Annotated in this window: 14 protein-coding genes; 11 read left to right on the plus strand and 3 right to left on the minus strand. The window is 72.0% G+C overall.

Translation table 11 applies throughout. The features are described from left to right. The first annotated feature begins 152 nt into the window (after positions 1-152). On the plus strand, positions 153-2,480 hold the full coding sequence (locus tag UK12_RS11385) for a RelA/SpoT family protein (RefSeq protein WP_197084750.1): 2,328 nt from the start codon (positions 153-155) through the stop codon (positions 2,478-2,480). 204 nt (positions 2,481-2,684) lie between these two features. Beyond that, complete coding sequence (gene hflX, locus UK12_RS11390) at positions 2,685-4,112, plus strand: GTPase HflX (RefSeq protein WP_197084755.1); 1,428 nt, start codon at positions 2,685-2,687, stop codon at positions 4,110-4,112. Between the two features lie 63 nt (positions 4,113-4,175). Here hflX and UK12_RS11395 read toward each other — a convergent pair whose 3' ends face one another. Together UK12_RS11395 and UK12_RS11400 are read right to left on the minus strand one after the other, a co-directional pair. After that, entirely contained in the window at positions 4,176-5,342 is a 1,167-nt protein-coding gene (locus UK12_RS11395; protein ID WP_045302481.1) for a trypsin-like serine peptidase, read from the minus strand. A 47-nt stretch (positions 5,343-5,389) separates the two neighbouring features. Then, positions 5,390-6,538 (minus strand): hypothetical protein, encoded by a 1,149-nt coding sequence (locus UK12_RS11400; protein WP_045302482.1) that lies wholly within the window; start codon positions 6,536-6,538, stop codon positions 5,390-5,392. A 362-nt stretch (positions 6,539-6,900) separates the two neighbouring features. On the opposite strand from UK12_RS11400, the gene UK12_RS11405 reads away from it, so the two are divergent. The 5 genes from UK12_RS11405 to UK12_RS11425 are packed head-to-tail and all read left to right on the plus strand — an operon-like array spanning position 6,901 to position 14,582. After that, positions 6,901-8,697: an IucA/IucC family protein gene (locus tag UK12_RS11405; RefSeq protein WP_231591149.1), complete on the plus strand. Its 1,797-nt coding sequence runs from the start codon at positions 6,901-6,903 to the stop codon at positions 8,695-8,697. Further along, positions 8,694-9,275 carry a GNAT family N-acetyltransferase gene (locus UK12_RS11410; protein WP_045302486.1) on the plus strand — a complete coding sequence of 194 codons (582 nt, stop codon included), beginning with the start codon at positions 8,694-8,696 and terminating at the stop codon, positions 9,273-9,275. Before UK12_RS11405 ends, UK12_RS11410 begins: the two co-directional genes overlap by 4 nt. Positions 9,276-9,289: 14 nt before the next feature. Beyond that, on the plus strand, positions 9,290-10,651 hold the full coding sequence (locus UK12_RS11415; RefSeq protein WP_045302521.1) for a lysine N(6)-hydroxylase/L-ornithine N(5)-oxygenase family protein: 1,362 nt from the start codon (positions 9,290-9,292) through the stop codon (positions 10,649-10,651). A 37-nt stretch (positions 10,652-10,688) separates the two neighbouring features. Next, positions 10,689-12,470, plus strand: coding sequence for an IucA/IucC family protein (locus tag UK12_RS11420; protein ID WP_045302488.1), 1,782 nt, complete (start codon positions 10,689-10,691; stop codon positions 12,468-12,470). A gap of 12 nt (positions 12,471-12,482) precedes the next feature. Beyond that, positions 12,483-14,582: an ATP-dependent DNA helicase gene (locus UK12_RS11425; protein WP_045302490.1), complete on the plus strand. Its 2,100-nt coding sequence runs from the start codon at positions 12,483-12,485 to the stop codon at positions 14,580-14,582. Positions 14,583-14,797: 215 nt separating this feature from the next. Here the strand turns inward: UK12_RS11425 and lexA are convergent, their stop codons facing one another. Beyond that, positions 14,798-15,439, minus strand: coding sequence for a transcriptional repressor LexA (lexA, locus tag UK12_RS11430; RefSeq protein WP_231591152.1), 642 nt, complete (start codon positions 15,437-15,439; stop codon positions 14,798-14,800). 571 nt (positions 15,440-16,010) lie between these two features. Here lexA and nrdR point away from each other — a divergent pair. The 4 genes from nrdR to UK12_RS11450 all read left to right on the plus strand — a co-directional run. After that, a complete protein-coding gene (nrdR, locus tag UK12_RS11435) occupies positions 16,011-16,508 on the plus strand; it encodes a transcriptional regulator NrdR (protein ID WP_045302494.1) in 498 nt (165 codons plus the stop codon). Between the two features lie 234 nt (positions 16,509-16,742). Beyond that, entirely contained in the window at positions 16,743-19,574 is a 2,832-nt protein-coding gene (locus UK12_RS11440; RefSeq protein WP_231591153.1) for a vitamin B12-dependent ribonucleotide reductase, read from the plus strand. A 245-nt stretch (positions 19,575-19,819) separates the two neighbouring features. Then, complete coding sequence (locus UK12_RS11445) at positions 19,820-20,050, plus strand: DNA-directed RNA polymerase sigma-70 factor (protein ID WP_045302498.1); 231 nt, start codon at positions 19,820-19,822, stop codon at positions 20,048-20,050. Positions 20,051-20,052: 2 nt separating this feature from the next. Continuing rightward, positions 20,053-20,272: Clp protease N-terminal domain-containing protein (locus UK12_RS11450; RefSeq protein ID WP_045302500.1), on the plus strand; the 220-nt coding region annotated here is incomplete at its 3' end.

Genomic DNA, 20,272 nt, shown 5'->3' on the forward strand with positions numbered 1-20,272 from the left:
TTCCGCTTTGCCCCGTTACGGGACGGCTGAATCCGCCCGATCGGGTGATCTCGGTGACGGGTGGGAAGCAAGGCATCGCGGAACGTGTTGTGCTCGGTAGCATGGACCACCGGGGTCGGGAGCCGCTCCGGTGATCGCTGCCGGAGGTGCAGATGACCATCGACGCGGGCCGGCCCCTGACCGGTCAGTCAGCAGTAGGCCTACCCCCGATCGGCCAGCACGTCGTCGGCCGTCACGACGAGCCCCCCGGCCCGCCCGTGCGGATGAACCGGGCCTCGTTCGGTCGCGCCGCGCTCGGCCGGGCCGGGCGGGCCGCCCTGCTCGCCACCGGCCGTACGCCGGTCCCCGACGCGATCGAGCCGATCGTGGAGGCGCACCGCCGCCACCACCCGCAAGCCGACCTGACCCTGCTCAGCCGGGCGTACCGGACGGCCGAGGCGAGCCACCGGGGTCAACTCCGCAAGAGCGGCGAGCCGTTCATCACGCACCCGCTCGCCGTCACCATGATCCTGGCCCAACTCGGGGCGGGTACCACCACGTTGGTGGCCTCGCTGCTCCACGACACGGTCGAGGACACCGAGATGACGCTGGCCCAGGTCAGCGCCGAGTTCGGTCCCGAGGTGGCGTATCTGGTCGACGGTGTCACCAAGCTGGAGAAGGTCGACTTCGGTGCCGCCGCCGAGGCCGAGACCTTCCGCAAGATGCTGGTGGCCACCGGGGACGACGTGCGGGTCATGGTGATCAAGCTGGCCGACCGGCTGCACAACATGCGGACGATCCGCCATATGAAGCCCGCCAGCCGGATCAGGATCGCCAAGGTCACCAGGGACGTGCTGATCCCGCTGGCCGAGCGGCTCGGAATCCAGGTGCTGAAGGCCGAGTTGGAGGACATCGTGTTCGCCACCCTGCACCCGGAGGAGCACGCCCGCACCCGCGCCCTGGTGGCGGCCCACGAGGCGGAGCCGGACGGCCTGCTCCAGCCCTTCGCCCAGGCGCTCACCCGCCAGCTGGCCGAGTCGGGGGTGACGGCGAGCGTCACCGTCCGGGCCCGGCACTGCGTCTCGGTGCACCGCATCCTGCTCAAGCGCGCGGCCGCCGCCGGTCCGGACGGCCTGCCGCAGGGGCTGCAGCCCGCCGACTTCGGCCGGCTGCTGGTGACGGTCGAGGAGAACGCCGACTGCTACGCCGTCCTCGGCGAGCTGCACACCTGCTGGACACCGTTGCCGGGCGAGTTCAAGGACTTCATCGCGGTACCGAAGTTCAACCTCTACCAGTCCCTGCACACCGCCGTCTCGGCGCCCGGGGGCGAGGTGGTGGAGGTGCTGGTGCGGACGCGGCAGATGCACCGGGTGGCCGAGTTCGGCGTGGTCGCCCTGGGGGACCCGCTGGTCCCGGGCGGTCAGCCCGGCGACTCGGAGCGGACCGAGGGGGCGGATCCGGCCCGCCCCGGCTGGCTCCGCCGACTGCTGGAGTGGCAGCAGGAGACCCCGGATCCGGACACCTTCTGGTCCGCCCTCACCGCCGACCTCACCGCCGACCGCGAGATCACCGCCGTCACCGAGGACGGCGTGACCCTCCAGCTGCCCGCCGGCGCCAGCTGCGTGGACGCGGCGTACCTGCTCGGCGAGGGGACGGGACACCGCTGCCTGGGCGCCCGGGTCAACGGCCGGCTGGTCGCGCTCTCCACGGTGCTCCGGGACGGCGACGTGCTGGCCGTCCTCACCGAGCAGGCGGGGCCGGGGCCGGGCGGCGAGCCCTCGGGGCCGGCGCCCGAGTGGCTGGAGTGCGCCCGGACGCCGGCGGCCCGGCTCGCCATCGAGCGCTGGCTGGCCGAGCACCCGGCCGGTGTCCCGGGCGCCGCCGCGGCTCCGCCCGCCGGTCCGCCCGCGGAGCGGCCGCCGGGTGTCCCGCCGGCCCCCGCCGCGGCCCGCGGCGAGCGCTCCCCGGTGGCCGTGCCGGGGCGCTCGGGCGTGCCGGTGCGCCTGGCCCGCTGCTGCACGCCGGTGCCGCCGGACGACGTGGTCGGGTACGAGATCAGGGGCGGCGCGTTCGCGGTGCACCGGGTCGGCTGCCCGGCGGAGGAGCGGCTGCGCGGGGCGGGCCGCAGCCCGCTGGCGCCGGTCTGGGTGGCCGGGGTCTGTCCGCCCTGCGGCTTCCGGGTCACCCTGGAGGCCCTGGCGCTGAACCGGCCCCGGCTGCTGGCCGACCTGACCGCCGTGATGTCGGCCGAGGGCATCGGCATCGTCTCGGCCGCCGTGGAGCCCCCGCAGGACTTGAGGGTGCGGCACAGCTACACCGTCGAGCTGCCCACCCCCGAGACGCTGCCCCTGGTGATGCGGGCGATGCTGCGGGTCTCCGGGGTGTACGACGTCTACCGGGCGGGGCTGCCGAGGCGAAATGGGGATGACCCGCCCACGTCCGGCATGCGACCATTCAGGGGAATTCACGGCCGGTCCACGGCGTTCACCGGTACGCAGTAGTGCCGGTGCAGACCATGGCCTGCAGGGGTAGCTCACCACCGTCGTCCGATAGCAGAGGCGGGATTCTGGGCAGGCTCCGGGGTGCGCAAGGCTGCGCACCGGCCCTCCCGACATGCAAAGGATGAGATGACCTCCACGTTCGACAGCCGCAGCAATTCCAGTGAGTCCGCTCGTCGGCTCGCCGGCCTGAAGGCGGAAGCCCTCATGGACGAGGACCTCGCGGCGATCGACGAGGACCTCGACCAGCACTTCGACGGCGAGCAGTACGACCGCAGCGAGCGTGCCGCACTGCGTCGTGTCGCCGGTCTCTCCACCGAGCTCGAGGACGTCACCGAGGTCGAGTACCGCCAGCTCCGCCTGGAGCGGGTGGTACTCGTCGGCGTGTGGACGGACGGCACGGCGGAAGAGGCCGAGAACTCCCTGGCCGAGCTCGCCGCACTGGCCGAGACGGCCGGTTCGCAGGTTCTCGACGGCGTGATCCAGCGCCGTGACAAGCCGGACGCCGCGACCTACATCGGCTCCGGCAAGGCGCTGGAGCTGCGCGACATCGTCGCCTCCACCGGCGCCGACACCGTCGTCTGCGACGGTGAGCTCACCCCGGGCCAGCTGATCCACCTCGAGGACGTCGTCAAGGTCAAGGTCGTCGACCGGACGGCGCTGATCCTGGACATCTTCGCCCAGCACGCCAAGTCCCGAGAGGGCAAGGCGCAGGTCTCGCTCGCGCAGATGCAGTACATGCTGCCGCGACTGCGCGGGTGGGGTCAGTCGCTCTCCCGGCAGATGGGTGGTGGCGGCTCCGGCTCCTCCGGCGGCGGTATGGCCACCCGTGGTCCCGGTGAGACCAAGATCGAGACGGACCGGCGCCGGATCCGCGAGAAGATGGCGAAGCTCCGCAAGGAGATCGCCGAGATGAAGAAGGGCCGCGACACCAAGCGCCAGGAGCGCCGTCGTAACCAGGTCCCCTCCGTCGCCATCGCGGGCTACACCAACGCGGGCAAGTCCTCGCTGCTCAACCGGCTCACCGGCGCGGGCGTGCTGGTGGAGAACGCGCTGTTCGCCACCCTGGACCCGACCGTGCGCCGGGCGCAGACCCCGAGCGGCCGGGTCTACACCCTGGCCGACACCGTCGGCTTCGTCCGGCACCTGCCGCACCACCTGGTCGAGGCGTTCCGCTCGACCATGGAGGAGGTCGCCGACGCGGACCTCATCCTGCACGTGGTGGACGGCTCGCACCCCGAGCCGGAGACCCAGCTGGCCGCCGTCCGCGAGGTGGTCGTCTCGGTCGAGGCACAGAACGTGCCGGAGATCGTGGTGATCAACAAGGCCGACGCCGCCGATCCGCACGTCCTGCAGCGCCTGCTGCGCCGTGAGCCGCACGCCATCGTGGTCTCGGCCCGTACCGGTCTCGGTATGGAGGAGCTGCTGCAGCTGATCGACGACGAGCTGCCGCGCCCCGCGATCGAGGTCCAGGCCCTGGTGCCGTACACCAGGGGCGACCTGGTCTCCCGGGTGCACGCCGAGGGCGAGCTGCTCGACACCGAGCACACCGGTGACGGGACGCTGCTGCGCGCCAAGGTCTCCGCCGAACTGGCGGCCGAGCTGGGGCGCTTCGCGGTCGTCGCGCAGAGCTGACCCCCGCAGACGGGCCGAGGGCCCCGACCGTCCCATCGGGCGGTCGGGGCCCTCGGCGTGTGCTCAGTTCTGCTTGCTGCTGATGTAGTTGAACACCGACTGGGCCTCGTCACCCAGCGAGGGACCGGCCATCCAGCCCGCCGGGCGCGGACCGATCGAGTTCTCGCTGATCAGCGCGGGCTTGCCGTTCCTGGTGACGAACCAGCCGCCGCCGCTGGCGCCGCCGGTCATCGTGCAGCCGATGTTGTACATGGTCGGGCGGCCGGCGTCGAAGGAGAGCCGGGCGGGCGGGACGGCGGAGTCGCAGTGCTCCAGCTCGCGGCCGTCGAACGGCGCGGCCTGCGGGTAGCCGTACGCGGAGACCCCGGTGATCTGGTTGCGCGGGGCGTTGAACCAGACCGGGACCGAGCTGCCCACGGTCTCCTCCAGCGAGCGGCCGCTGCCGTCCTCGTTGTGCACCCGGATGACCCCGAAGTCGTACTGGCTGACCGGGCCGCCGCGCTCGCCGCCCTCCTCGGTCCACTGCGGCGGGACCACCGCGTAGTCGGTGTCCCACACGCCGTACGGGGTGACGACCTGCTGCTCGGTGACGCGCCTGCCGTTGCTCGCGGCGCCGCTGCGGTTGAAGGAGGGGACGAAGCTGATCTTCTTGAACCAGTCGGCGCCCTTGCCGCCGTGCAGGCAGTGGGCCGCCGTCCAGACCAGGTTGCTCTTCCCCGGGTGGGCCGGGTCGCTGATCACGGTGCCGGAGCAGACCGCGGCCTCGTCCGCGCTGACGGTCATGAAGATCTTGCCGAGCACGGCGGTGCCGGGCGTGTACGGGTGTGCCTGCGGCTTGGCCTGGATCACGGTCGGCTGCGGGTCGTTCTCGGGCGCCGTCCGGCTGGACTGGATGCCCGCCTCCTGGTTCTCCATGCCCTTGGCGGCCTCCATCTTGGCCTGGTCCCAGAAGCCCTTGATCGCCTCGGGCTTGAAGCCGTGCGACTGGGCCCACTTGGCCCAGTCGTCCGCGCTCCAGTTCTTGAGGTTCTGCAGGGCCTTGGCCAGGTCGAGACCGCCCTTGCCGGCACTGGCGGTCGCGGTCACCGAGGGCGAGGCGGCCGCCTGCGGGGAGGAGCCGCCCTTGTCGTCCGGGCCGCAGGCGGTGGCGGTCAGTGCCAGCGCGGTGGCGACGGCGGCGGTCAGCCCGGCACGGCGGCGCGTGCTGGTGGCGTGCGTGGTGGTGTTCATGAGGGTTCCCCGTGTACTGATACGAGCGGTCAACTGCCGCCCGGTGGTCACTTCTTGCCGATGTAGTCGAGGGCCTGCCTGGCCACGCCCTCCAGGTACGGACCGCTGAGCGAGGTGTGGTCCAGGGTGCCGATCGAGGTGTTGCTGACCAGGGCCTGGCGGCCGTCCGGCATGGTGGCGAACCAGCCGCCGCCGCTGGAACCCGCGGTCATGGTGCAGCCGATGGTCATCATCGACGGCCGCTTCGGGTCGAAGGAGAGCCGGGCCGGCTTTCCGCCGTCGCACCGGTCAAGCTCCTGCCCGTCGAAGGGCTTCACCGCCGGGTAGCCCCAGGCGGAGATGGACAGTTGGTCGCGCGGCGCGTCGAACCAGACCGGCAGCGCGGTGCCGACCGTCTCCTCCAGCGACCTGCCGTTCCCGTCCGGGTTGTGCACCTTCAGCACCGCGAAGTCGTACTGGTTCGCCGCGTTCCCGCTGTGGCCGCCCTCGGCCGTCCACTGCGGCGAGGTGATGACGTTGTCGGCCCACCACATGCCGAGCGGTGCGACGTCCTGCGGTGCGGCCTTGTGGCCGGAGCCGGCCGCGCCCGAACTGTTGTAGGCCGGAACGAAGATGATGTTCTTGAACCAGTCGCCGCCCTTGCCCTCGTGCACGCAGTGCCCGGCGGTCCAGACCAGGTTGCTCTTCCCCGGGTGCGCCGGGTCGGCCACCACGGTGGCCGAGCACTGGCCGGTGCCGCCGCCGGGCGCGGTCGAGAAGACCTTCCCGGAGGCCGCGTACCTGGTGTACGGGCGGGGCACCGCAACCGCCTGGACCGGCGCGGGATCGGGGTCGGTCACCCCGGCGTCGGCCGGCGGCTGGGTGGCGACCGGCTCGGGCTGCTGTGGCTGGGCGCTCTTCATCTTCTCCGGGTTCCAGAGGTCCCGGACGACCGGATTGTTGAAGACGTGCTTGGACGCCCAGCGGTCCCAGTCGTCGTACTTCCACTTCTTGAGCTCGTCCCAGCTCTTCGGCAGCCCGTCCAGCAGGCCCGAGGGCAGGCCGGACGGCAGGTGCAGCTTGCCGCCGGGCCCGGCGGAGGCCGAGTCGCTCGCGGCCGGCGCGGCGGTCCTCCCCCCGTCGCTGCCGCACCCGGCGACCGTGAACAGCGTTGCCGCGGCCAGCGCAGCGCAGGCCGTACGACGTATCGATGACATAGCCGTTCCCCCCGTGGCTCTCCGGTCGAGCGGCCCGGGAACGCACACCGGGCCCTGTGAGTCTCCCACCCCGGAGCATGACGGGCACCGCCGACCCCTGGTTGCCCGGACCGACCGATGGTCACCGATCCGTGACCCGGGCGCCGGTCCGTCGGCCAGTACCTCAGATCACTCACCCCCAGGGATGAGTGATCTGGCGGTATTCACCGGAACGAGTGAGCCGATCTTGTGATCACCCGTCAGGGGTAGGTACCCCTTACCTGTCGCCTGCCGGAGGCGCGCCGCGCGGCCCGCGCACCCCCATGACTCCCCGCGCCCGCGACCGCTCGCGTCCGCAGCCCCACGCGCCCCAAGGAGCAGCCTTGAGCACCGCCCTCACCGGAGCCCCGCCCGCCGGCCTCCCCCGCCAGAGTGCCGCCCCCGACCCGCTGCTCCACCCCGATCCGGCGGTGGCCGCCGAGCACGCCGCCGTGGAGAGCCTGCTGCGCTGCTGGGTCCGGGAGACCGGGGCGGCACCCGGGCCCGACGGGCTGCTGCGGATCCCGGTCCTGGGCGGCGCGGCCCGGCTGGCAGCGCCCGTACGGTACTGGTCGGCTTGTGGCTGGCACCGCTTCGGCGCCGCCACCCTGGACGGGCCGGCCACCCTGGAGGGGGAGGGCGGCGAGGGCACCCCCGTCGACGCGGTCACCCTCGCCGCGCTGGTCGCCAGCGCCGCCGCCGAGCGGCCCGACCCCGGACAGATCGCCGACCTCGCCGCCCGGGTCGCCGACTCCGTGGTCCGCACCGCCGACGTGCTCGCCTACCGCCGCCGGGCCGAGGAGGCGACCGACTGGCCCTTCCTGCAGGCCGAACAGGCACTGCTGCTCGGCCACCCGCTGCACCCGACCCCGAAGAGCCGCGACGGCCTGGGCCCGGCCCAGAGCGCCGCCTACTCGCCCGAACTGCACGGCGCCTTCCGGCTGCACTGGTACGCCGTGGACCGCGAGCTGCTCGCCGCCGACTCGGCGGCCGGAGTGCCCGCCGACGTCCTCACCGCCCGCCTGCTCGGCGACCGCTCCCTGCTGCCGCCCGGCACCGCCGCCCTGCCACTGCACCCCTGGCAGGCGCGGGAGTTGGCGCTGCGCCCGGAGGTGGCCGGACTGCTGGAGTGCGGACGGCTCCACGACCTCGGCGCACAGGGGGAGTTGTGGCACCCCACTTCCTCCGTCCGCACGGTCTGCCGTCCGGGCCGGCCCTGGATGCTCAAGCTCTCGCTCGGCCTGCGGATCACCAACTCCCGCCGGGAGAACCTGCGCAAGGAACTGCACCGGGGCGTGGAGGTGCACCGGCTGCTGGAGAGCGGCCTCGGCGCCGAGTGGCGGGCCGTGCACCCCGGCTTCGACATCGTCCGCGACCCCGCCTGGATCGGCGTCGACCTCCCCGCGCTCGGCGACCCGAACGGCCTGGACACCGTGCTGCGCAGCCAGCCCTTCGGCCCCGCCGAACAGGTGTTCTGCGTGGCCGGGCTGGTCGCCGAGCGGCCGATCGGCGCGGGCAGCCGACTGCCGTCCCGGCTCGGCGACCTGCTGCGCGGCCTGGCCGTCCGCAGCGGACGTCCGACGCAGACGGTCGCCGGCGAGTGGTTCCTGCGCTACCTGGACGCCATGGTGCTCCCGGTGCTCTGGCTGGACGGCCGGGCGGGCATCGCCCTGGAGGCCCACCAGCAGAACAGCCTGGTCCTGCTGGACGAGGACGGCTGGCCGGTCGGCGGACGCTACCGCGACAACCAGGGCTACTACTTCCGCACCTCGCACGCCGCCCGGCTGGCCGCCCGGCTGCCCGGCATCGGCGCGCACAGCGACACCTTCGTCGACGACAAGGTGATCGACAAGCACTTCGCGTACTACCTCGGCATCAACCACGTGCTCGGCCTGATCGGCGCCCTGGGCTCGCAGGGGCTGGCCGACGAGGGCGTGCTGCTGGCCGCCCTGCGCGGCTTCCTGGCCGGACCGCAGGCGGCGGCCACCGGCTCCGGCATGCCGGAACTGCTGCTGGACGAACCCTTCCTGCACTGCAAGGCCAACCTGCTCACCCGACTGCACGGGATGGACGAACTGGTCGGCCCGGTCGCCACCCAGTCCGTGTACGTGGACATCCCCAACCCGGTCGCGAGCCGGTGAGGGCCGTCCGCGCCGCCCGTCCGGGGCTGACGGAGGTCGCCGCACGGGGGCCGGTGCAGACCGCCGCCGGGGAGTTCCGGCTCTGCCCGGTCCGGCTGCCGCACGACCTGCCGCTGCTGGCCGCCTGGATGAACGACCCGGAGGTGGCCGACTTCTGGGAGCTGGCCGGACCGGCGGAGGTCACCGAACGGCACCTGCGCGCCCAGCTCGACGGCGACGGCCGCAGCCTGCCCTGCCTCGGCCTGCTCGACGGACTCCCGATGAGCTACTGGGAGATCTACCGCGCCGACCGTGACCCGCTCGCCGGGTACTACCCGGCCCGGCACCACGACATCGGGGTGCACCTGCTGCTCGCGGCCGGCGCGCGCGGCCGGGGCCTGGGCGCCGTCCTGCTGGCCGCCCTCGCCGACCACATCCTCGCCGTCCGGCCCGCCTGCCGACGGGTCCTGGCCGAACCGGACGTCCGCAACACGCGCTCCGTCCGGGCCTTCGCGAACGCCGGGTTCGAACGCGCCACCGAACTCGACCTGCCCACCAAGCGCGCGGCGCTGATGATCCGCCGCCGCACCCGCTCCTAGCCCCCTTGGACACCATGGACAACCTGCAGCCCGAGCCGTACGACCTGCTCGGGGTCGGCCTCGGCCCGTTCAACCTGTCCCTGGCCGCGCTGGCCGACCAGGTCGGCGGCCTCAGCTCGCTGTTCTGCGAGGCCAGAGCGGAGTTCAGCTGGCACCCGGGGATGCTGGTGGACGGAGCGCGGATGCAGGTCCCGTTCCTGGCCGACCTGGTCTCGCTGGTCGACCCCACCAACCCCTGGTCCTTCCTCAACTACCTGCGGGAGCAGCAGCGGCTCTTCCCGTTCTACTTCGCCGAGCGCTTCCAGCTGGCCCGCCGCGAGTACGACCACTACTGCCGCTGGGCCGCCGAACGGCTGGTCAACTGCCGTTTCGCCACCGCTGTCACGGCCCTGCACTGGTCGGCGGCGGACGAGCTGTTCCGGGCCGAGACCTCGGCGGGCCGGGTGTGGGCCCGCAACGTGGTGCTCGGCGTCGGCACCCGCCCCGTCCACCCGGAGCCGTTCGCCGCGCTGCGCGGCAACCCCGGGATCTGGCACTCCGCCGACTACCTGACCAAGCGCCGGTCGCTGGCCGGGGCGCGGGACATCACCGTGGTCGGCTCCGGCCAGTCCGGCGCCGAGGTCTTCCTCGACCTGCTGCGCACCCGGGCCGGCGACGGCACCCGGCTGCGCTGGCTCACCCGGACCAGGGCGCTGGCTCCCATGGAGTACTCCAAGCTGGGCCTCGAACACTTCACCCCCGACTACACCCGCTACTTCCACGCCCTCGCCCCCGCCGTCCGCGACCGCCTGGTCCAGTCCCAGTGGCAGCTGCACAAGGCCGCCAGCGCCGAGACCCTCGCCGAGATCCACGACCACCTGTACGAGCGCACCATCGGCCGCCCGATCGACGCCGACCCGGTCGAGATCATCCCCGGCACCGCCGTCATCGACACCCTGGCCGGCCCCTGCGGCGGCTTCGAACTGAGCTGCCGCCACCTGGACTCCGGCACCGAGCACACCGTCCGCACCGACGCCGTCGTCCTCGCCACCGGCTACCGCGCCGAACGCCCGGCCGCCCTCGACCCGATCGCCGAGCTGATCGACTGGGACGAGCAGGGCCGCTACCGGGTCGACCTCGACCACCGGGTGGCCACCAAGCCCCGGCTGACCGGCGGCCTCTACGTCCAGAACGCCGAACTGCACTCGCACGGCGTCGGCACCCCCGACCTCGGCCTCGGCGCCCACCGCGCGGCCGTCATCCTCAACGCCGTGGCCGGCAAGACCGTGCACCGGCTGCCCGCGCGCGCCGCCTGGACCAGTTTCGCCCCGCCCACCGCCACCGCCGTCCTTCCACGACCCCAGGAGGGGAACCGTGCCGCAACACCAACCCGCTGACCATCCCTCCCCGCCCGACATCGGGGGCGAGGGGCCCTTGCTCCATCGGCCTGCGCAGCTCACCGAGGAGCACTGGCAGCGGGCCTGCCGGGCGATGCTGGCCAAGATGCTCGGCGAGTTCGCGTACGAGGACCTGATCACCCCCGTACCGGAGACGGACGGCTACCGCCTGGAACTCCCCACCGCCGACTACCGGTACACCGCCCGGCGCGGGGCCTACGGCAGCTGGCAGGTCGACCCGGACTCGATCACCTCCACCGCCGAGGCGGACCCGCTGCGCTTTCTCCAGCACGCCCGGCACACCCTCGGACTCTCCGGGGACACCCTCGGCCACCTGCTCCGCGAACTCACCGCCACGCTGCTCGCCGACACCCGCCAGCTCGCCACCGAACTGACCGCCGCCGAACTCGCCGACCTCGGCCACGTCGAGCTGGAGGGCCGGCAGAGCGGCCACCCCTGGATCGTCCCGAACAAGGGCCGGATCGGGTTCTCCGCCCGCGACACCGCCGAGTGGGCCCCCGAGGCCCGCACCCCGCAGCGGCTGCCCTGGCTCGCCGTCCACCGCAGCCTCGCCCAGTACCGGGGACCGGCCGGCCTCTACCGGCGCGAGCTGGACGCCCCCGAGGACTTCCGCGCGGTCCTCGGCGAGCGGGCCGAGGAGTACCACCTGCTGCCCGTCCACCCCTGGCAGTGGGACGAGGTGATCCTCCCGCTGTTCGCCCCGCAGATCGCCGCCGGGCTGATCGTGCCGCTGCCCAGCGACGGCAACCTGCGGCTGCCCCAGCAGTCCATCCGCAGCTTCTTCAACCTCAGCCACCCCGAGCGCTGCACCGTCAAGCTGCCGCTCTCCATCCTCAACACCCTGGTCTGGCGGGGACTGCCGACCGAGCGCACCCTCGCCGCCCCCGCCGTCACCGCCTGGATCCACGGCCTGCGCGACAACGACCCCTTCCTGCGCGACGAGTGCCGGGTGATCCTGCTCGGCGAGATCGCCTCGGTCGCGGTGGACCACCCGCTCTACCGCGACCTGCCCGAGGTCCCCTACCAGTACAAGGAGCTGCTCGGCGCGATCTGGCGCGAACCGCTGGGCCCCCGGCTGCGGCCGGGGGAGCGGGCCCGTACCCTGGCCGCGCTGCTCTCCACCGGATCCGACGGCCGCGCGCTGGTCACCGAACTGGTCGCCCGCTCCGGGCTGCCCGCCCGGGACTGGCTGCGCCGGCTGTTCGCCGTGATGATGCCGCCGCTGCTGCACTTCCTCTACCAGTACGGCACCGTCTTCTCCCCGCACGGCGAGAACGCCATCGTGGTCTTCGACGCGTGCGACCGCCCGGTGCGCCTGGCCGTCAAGGACTTCGTCGACGACGTCAACATCACCGACCAGGACCTGCCCGAACTCGCCGACCTCCCCGCCGAGGTGGCGGCCGTCCTGCTCCGCGAACCCCCCGAGTACCTCTGCCAGTTCCTGCACTCCGGCCTCTTCGTCGGCGTCTACCGCTATCTCGCCCCGCTGGTCGAGCGGCAGCTGGGCGTGCCCGAGGACGAGTTCTGGACCCTGCTGAGCGAGCGGATCCTGGCCCACCAGCGCCGCTTCCCCGAGCTCGCCGACCGCTTCAAGCTCTTCGACCTCTTCACCCCGCGGATCGACCGCCTCTGCCTCAACCGCAACCGCCTGCTGCTGGACGGCTACCGCGACCGCCCCCAGCGGCCGCACGCCGCCGTGCACGGCCAGGTCGACAACGCCCTGCACCCGGGCGCCCCCAGCACGCTGCCGAGCCAGGCCCTGGCCGGGCGGGACCGGACTGTCACTCCCGCGCCGTAGGGTTGGAGTGCCATGACCAACGACTCCGCACCCCAGCCCCTGCCCGGCGCGCCCGAGGCCCCGGAGCCCGTCTCCCGAGCCCTCGTCCCGGAGCTGCTGCACGCCGCCGTCACCGCCGTCGGCGGTGTCGAGCGCCCCGGCCAGGCCGCGATGGCCGAGGCCGTCGCCGACGCCGTCGAACACGGCGAGCACCTGCTCGTCCAGGCCGGGACGGGCACCGGCAAGTCCCTCGCCTACCTGGTGCCCGCGCTCGCCCACGGCGACCGGGTGGTGGTGGCCACCGCCACCCTCGCCCTGCAACGCCAGCTGGTGGAGCGGGACTTGCCCCGTACGGTGGAGGCGCTGCACCCCGTGCTACGCAGCCGCCCGCTGTACGCGATGCTCAAGGGCCGGTCCAACTACCTCTGCCTGCACCGGGCCAACGAGGGCACCCCGAGCGAGGAGGGCGAGGGCCTGTTCGACCCGGTGGACGCCCTCGGCGGTCCCACCGGCAAGCTCGGCCAGGACGTGCTGCGGCTGCGCGAGTGGGCGGACGAGACCGAGACGGGGGACCGGGACGACCTCTCGCCCGGTGTCTCCGACAAGGCCTGGGCGCAGCTCTCGGTCACCTCCAAGGAGTGCCTGGGCGCCACCAAGTGCGCCTACGGGCAGGAGTGCTTCGCCGAGCAGGCGCGCGAGCGGGCCAAGCTGGCCGACGTGGTGGTGACCAACCACGCGATGCTGGCGATCGACGCGATCGAGGGCGCGCCGGTGCTGCCCGAGCACGCCATGCTGATCGTCGACGAGGCGCACGAGCTGGTGAACCGGGTGACCGGCGCGGCCACCGCCGAGCTGACGGTCGGCGCGGTCAACCGGGCGGTCAAGCGGGCGGCCCGACTGGCCAACGAGAAGGCGGTGGACGCCCTCCAGGCCGCCGCCGAGAACTACCACGGCCTGATGGAGACCGCGCAGGTCGGCCGGGTCGAGGAGCTGCCCGAGTACCTGGCCTTCGCGGTCGCCGGGATCCGCGACGCCTGCCGCCAGATCATCACCTCGCTCGGCGAGACCCGCGACCGCGCGCTCACCGACGAGGACGCGGTCCGCAAGCAGGCGATGGCCTCCGCCGAGTCCCTGCACGAGACGGCCGACCGGCTGCTCACGGGGTCCGAGTACGACGTGGTCTGGATCGAGCGCCCCGACCGCTACGGCCTCGGCCCGGCCTCGCTGCGGGTGGCCCCGCTGAGCGTCTCCGGCCTGCTGCGGGAGAACCTCTACAAGGAGCGCTCGGTCGTGCTGACCTCCGCCACCCTCAAGCTGGGCGGCGACTTCAACGGGGTCGCCGCCTCGGTCGGCCTCCCGGGGGAGGGCCGGCTGCCGGACGTCCGCACCGAGGGCGAGCCCGCGCAGGAGCAGGGCGAGGACACCCCGCCGTACTGGCGCGGGATCGACGTCGGCTCGCCGTTCGCCTACCCCAAGCAGGGCATCCTGTACGTCGCCAAGCACCTGCCGCCGCCCGGCCGGGAGCCGGACCGGCCGGAGATGCTGGCCGAGCTGGAGGAGCTGATCGGTGCGGCCGGCGGTCGTACGCTCGGCCTGTTCTCCTCGATGCGCGCCGCGCAGGCGGCGGCCGAGGCACTGCGCGGTCGCCTGGACAACCGGATCCTGCTGCAGGGCGAGGACACCCTGGGCGAGCTGATCCGGGAGTTCGCCGCCGACCCGCAGACCTGCCTGTTCGGGACGCTCTCGCTCTGGCAGGGCGTCGATGTGCCCGGCTCCGCCTGCCAGTTGGTGGTGATGGACCGGATCCCGTTCCCGCGTCCGGACGACCCGCTGATGAGTGCCCGGCAGAAGGCGGTCGAGCAGGCGGGCGGCAACGGCTTCATGGCGGTCGCGGCCACCCATGCCGCGCTGCTGATGGCGCAGGGCGCCGGGCGGCTGGTCCGGGCGGCCGACGACCGCGGTGTGGTCGCGGTGCTCGATCCCCGGCTGGCCACGGCGCGCTACGGCGGCTTCTTCCGCTCCTCGATGCCGGACTTCTGGTACACCACCGACCGCAACCAGGTGCGTCGCTCACTGGCCGCCATCGACGCCTCGGCCCCGCCCATCCGGCCGGTCGCCAAGCGCGGCGCCTAGCGCGCCTGGCGCGCGCCAACAGGGGCGCGGGGAACTGCGCGAATCGGAAGGTGATCGCCGTCAGCCGGGCCCGGTGGGCCGGTTGCACCTCGTGCCCCTGTGGGGCGGTGCAACTTCCCCGCCGGGAGGTCGGTGCGGCTCGGTACCTTCCGTCTCGCGCAGTTCCCCGCGCCCCTGTTGGCGCTGCTCCCTTGTCTCCTGACCGGCCCGGAGGGCTAGAGGCGGCGGAGGACGGCGACGACCTTGCCGAGGATGGTGGCGTTGTCGCCCACGATCGGCTCGTACGCCGGGTTGTGCGGCATCAGCCAGATCTTGCCGTCCTCGCGCTTGAGGCGCTTGACGGTGGCCTCGCCGTCGATCATCGCGGCCACGATGTCGCCGTTCTCGGCGACCGGCTGGCGGCGGACGGTGACCCAGTCGCCGTCGCAGATGGCGGCCTCGATCATCGAGTCGCCGCGCACGGTGAGCGCGAACAGCTCGCCGTCACCGACGAGTTGGCGGGGCAGCGGGAAGACGTCCTCGACCGTCTGCTCGGCCAGGATGGGGCCGCCGGCGGCGATCCGGCCGACCAGCGGCACGTACGAGGTGGAGGGGCGGCCGGCGGCCTCGGCGGTGTTCGGCCGGGCGACCTCGACGCCGCGGACCTCGTACGCCCGGGGGCGGTGCGGGTCGCGGCGGAGGAAGCCCTTGCGCTCCAGGGCCATCAGCTGGTGGGCGACGGAGGAGGTGCTGGAGAGGCCGACGGCCTGGCCGATCTCCCGCATGCTCGGAGGGTAGCCGCGGCGCTGGACGGAGTCCCTGATCACTTCGATCACCCGGCGCTGGCGCTCCGTCAGCCCGGCCTCGTCGGTGCGGATGCCGGGGGGGCGGCCGGGGAGCGAGCGGGTGGGGGCCGCGACGCCGAGCGTGCTGTCCGGGGCGACGGCGTGTTCGATCGGCTGGTCCGGGAGGCGGCCCGATCCGGCCGGACCGGTCAGGGCGGCACCGGCCAGGCGCTGGTCTTCGCTACGGCTCATGCTGTGGTCCACGCTCTGCTGATCCATGGTGCGCTCGGAACGCTCCTGCACCGGGATGGAGTTGCTCTTGGTTTCGACGGTGTTCATGGCGGCCCCTCTTCTCGACAGGCGTTCTCCCTCTTGTTCAGCTCAACTGGTGCACCTATCGAAAGGTTGCGCCAAACACACGTTCGAGTGAATTATTTCGGAGTCGGCTGACTCGATCAAGGCTTTGGGTGTACATCGATTAAATGTTCGATGACGACAGTCTATTTCACTCCCTGTGAAGATCTCGACTCGTAGCGGCGTGGCGAGCCTCCAGACCTAGATCTAGTGGCTAGTGTCCTCGTCTGGGCCCACAAGTTGTGGTTCACCCTCGTTCATCGCGTAGAGTGTGGGGGTCTGCTGTCACGCTTGCTTGGGAGTCCTCGGGATGCATTGCCCCTTCTGCCGGCACCCGGACAGCCGTGTTGTGGACAGCCGCGCCAGCGATGACGGAAGTTCGATCCGCCGCCGTCGCCAGTGCCCTGACTGCAGTCGCCGCTTCACCACGGTGGAGACGGCCACCCTGATGGTCATCAAGCGCAGCGGTGTCACCGAGCCGTTCTCCCGGGAGAAGGTCATCTCCGGCGTCCGCAAGGCGTGCCAGGGCCGGCCGGTCACCGAGGACGCACTGGCCCAGCTCGGCCAGCGGGTCGAGGAGTGCGTGCGGGCCAGTGGCAGTGCCGAGCTCTCGACCCACGATGTGGGCCTGGCCATACTCGGTCCGCTCAAGGAGCTCGACGTGGTCGCGTACCTGAGGTTCGCCTCGGTCTACCGCGCCTTCGACGATCTTGAAGACTTCGAGGCCGCCATCGCGGAACTCCGCGCCGAGCGGCCCTTCAGTGCGGACGGCGCCGAAGCCGTGCCGTCCGTCGCCGCCGCGCCCTAGTACGGCCGGTCGGCACCAGTCGGTCCGTCGGGGCCGACGCGCGCCCGGAAACGGTGCGCAGAACACCACATACCGTGCACAGGCCGCCGACATCTCCGGCTGCCCGCACACCAGGAAAAGCGAGCCAGCGATGCCCGGAAGCATCGGGGCATCCGGGGCGTTTGCCCAGGAGGAGGAGAAGAAGTGACAGACACGACGAGCGGTTCCGCACGCGGGTCGAAGTCCGACAAGGCTGTGAAGGGGGCTGCCAAGGCGCCCAAGGATGGCCTTCGGATCGAGCGCATCTACACCACCCCTGGCGTCCACCCCTATGACGAGGTCAGCTGGGAGCGGCGCGACGTCGTCATGACCAACTGGCGCGACGGGTCGATCAACTTCGAGCAGCGCGGCGTCGAGTTCCCCGACTTCTGGTCGGTCAACGCCGTGAACATCGTGACGTCCAAGTACTTCCGCGGCGCCGTCGGCACCCCGCAGCGCGAGTGGAGCCTCAAGCAGATCATCGACCGCGTGGTGCTCACCTACCGCGCCGCCGGTGAGAAGAACGGCTACTTCGCGAGCCCGGACGACGCCGAGATCTTCGAGCACGAGCTGACCCACGCCCTCCTCCACCAGGTGTTCAGCTTCAACTCGCCGGTCTGGTTCAACGTCGGCACCAAGCAGCCCCAGCAGGTCAGCGCCTGCTTCATCCTGGCCGTCGACGACTCCATGGAGTCGATCCTCGACTGGTACAAGGAAGAGGGCATGATCTTCAAGGGCGGCTCCGGCGCCGGCCTGAACCTCTCCCGCATCCGCTCCTCCAAGGAGCTGCTCTCCTCCGGCGGCAACGCCTCCGGCCCGGTCTCCTTCATGCGCGGCGCCGACGCCTCGGCCGGCACCATCAAGTCCGGTGGCGCCACCCGCCGCGCGGCCAAGATGGTCGTCCTGGACGTGGACCACCCGGACGTCGAGGCCTTCATCGAGACCAAGGTGAAGGAGGAGGAGAAGATCCGCGCGCTGCGCGACGCGGGCTTCGACATGGACCTCGGCGGCGACGACATCGCCTCCGTCCAGTACCAGAACGCCAACAACTCCGTCCGCGTCTCGGACGAGTTCATGACGGCGGTCGAGAACGGCACCGAGTTCGGCCTGCGCGCCCGGATGACCGGCGAGGTCATCGAGACCGTCGACGCCAAGAAGCTGTTCCGCAAGATGGCCGAGGCCGCCTGGGCCTGCGCCGACCCGGGCATCCAGTACGACTCGACCATCAACCACTGGCACACCTGCCCGGAGTCCGGCCGCATCAACGCGTCCAACCCCTGCTCCGAGTACATGCACCTGGACAACTCCAGCTGCAACCTCGCCTCGCTCAACCTGATGAAGTTCCTGCGCGACGACGACTCCTTCGACGCCGCCACCTTCGCCAAGGTCGTCGAGCTGGTCATCACCGCGATGGACATCTCCATCTGCTTCGCCGACTTCCCGACCGAGAAGATCGGCGAGACCACCCGCGCCTACCGCCAGCTCGGCATCGGCTACGCCAACCTCGGCGCCCTGCTGATGGCGACCGGCCACGCGTACGACTCCGACGGCGGCCGCGCCCTGGCCGGTGCCATCACCTCGCTGATGACCGGCACCGCCTACCGCCGCGGTGCCGAACTGGCCGGTGTGGTCGGCCCGTACGACGGCTACGCCCGCAACGCCGCCCCGCACCAGCGGGTCATGCAGCAGCACGCGGACGCCGACGCGGCCTCCCGCTCGCACGACGACCTGGACGCCCCGGTCTGGGCCGCCGCCACCGACACCTGGCAGGACGTGCTGCGCCTCGGTGCGCAGAACGGTTTCCGCAACGCCCAGGCCTCGGTGCTCGCCCCGACCGGCACCATCGGCCTGATGATGGACTGCGACACCACGGGCGTCGAGCCGGACCTGGCCCTGGTGAAGTTCAAGAAGCTCGTCGGCGGCGGCTCGATGCAGATCGTCAACGGCACGGTGCCGCGGGCGCTCAAGCGCCTCGGCTACCTGGACGAGCAGGTCGAGGCGATCGTCGCCCACATCGCCGAGCACGGCAACGTGGTGGACGCCCCCGGTCTGAAGTCCGGGCACTACGAGGTCTTCGACTGCGCGATGGGCGAGCGCTCCATCTCGGCGATGGGCCACGTGCGGATGATGTCGGCGATCCAGCCGTGGATCTCCGGTGCCATCTCCAAGACGGTCAACATGCCGGAGAGCGCCACCGTCGAGGAGATCGAGGAGATCTACTTCGAGGCGTGGAAGCTGGGCGTCAAGGCGCTCGCCATCTACCGCGACAACTGCAAGGTGGGCCAGCCGCTCTCGGCCAAGTCCAAGACCCCCGCGGTCGCGGAGAAGACCGCCGCCGCGCCGGCGGTCGAGAAGGTCGTCGAGTACCGCCCGGTCCGCAAGCGCCTCCCGAAGGGCCGCCCCGGCATCACCACCTCCTTCACGGTGGGCGGCGCCGAGGGCTACATGACCGCCAACTCCTACCCGGACGACGGCCTGGGCGAGGTCTTCCTGAAGATGTCCAAGCAGGGCTCGACCCTCGCGGGCATGATGGACGCCTTCTCCATCGCGGTCTCGGTCGGTATGCAGTACGGCGTCCCGCTGGAGACCTACGTCTCGAAGTTCACCAACATGCGCTTCGAGCCGGCCGGTCTGACCGACGACCCGGACGTGCGGATGGCGCAGTCCATCGTGGACTACATCTTCCGTCGCCTGGCGCTGGACTTCCTGCCCTTCGAGACCCGGTCCGCGCTCGGCATCCACTCCGTCGAGGAGCGCCAGCGCCACCTGGAGACCGGCTCCTACGAGCCGCTCGAGGCCGAGGACGTCGACGTGGAGGGCCTGGCCCAGTCCGCGCCGGTCGCCATCCAGCCGGCCGCCGTCCAGCAGCCGGTGGCCGAGCAGCCGAAGACCGCGCCGGCCAAGGCCCACAACTCCACCGAGCTGCTGGAGATCCAGCAGGGCCTCAACGCCGACGCGCCGCTCTGCTTCTCCTGCGGCACCAAGATGCGCCGGGCCGGCAGCTGCTACCTCTGCGAGGGCTGCGGCTCCACCAGCGGCTGCAGCTGATCCCCTTCCGGATCATCCGCTGATCCCACCCTGACGGGTGGGTTCCGGGGCGGGGCGAGGACTTTCGAGTCCTCGCCCCGCCTTTTGCGTTCGGCCGTCCCGTGTCGTGGCCGGTCTTCGAGCCTGCTCCGCATCCGCCTTTGAGTCGTGCGGCTGTAGGGCTGTAGGGCTGTGCGGCTGTGCGGCTGTGCGGCTGTCTGTCAACTTTGGTTGACAGATGGGCGACGTCAACCTAGGTTGACGGCATGAGCGACACGAAGCAGCTCGCGGCAGATGCGAGCAGCCGGGATCCGGCGGTGGGGTTGCGGGCGGTCCGGGCGCTGCGGGACCTGGCCGATCGGCTGGAGGACCTACAGGTCGGGAATGCGCGGGGGTTGGGCTGGTCCTGGCAGGAGATCGCGGCCTGCCTCGGGGTCAGCCGGCAGGCGGTGCACAAGAAGTACGCCCGACGGGGTTTCGGGGCGGGAGAGGACTGAGCATGTTCGAACGATTCACCGAAGGGGCGCGGCGGACGGTGGTCCTGGCGCGCGAGGAGGCGCGGCGGCTGCGCCACGACTTCATCGGGACGGAGCACCTGCTGCTCGGCGTCCTCGGCCAGCCGCAGGACCGGGCGGCGGCTGTGCTGACCGCAGCCGGATTCGACCTGGTGACCGCACGGGGAGCGGTGGCGCGACTGCTGGGCGCACCGCACCCGGACG

The organism is Saccharothrix sp. ST-888, assembly GCF_000955975.1.
In the GTDB taxonomy this organism is placed as follows: domain Bacteria; phylum Actinomycetota; class Actinomycetes; order Streptomycetales; family Streptomycetaceae; genus Kitasatospora.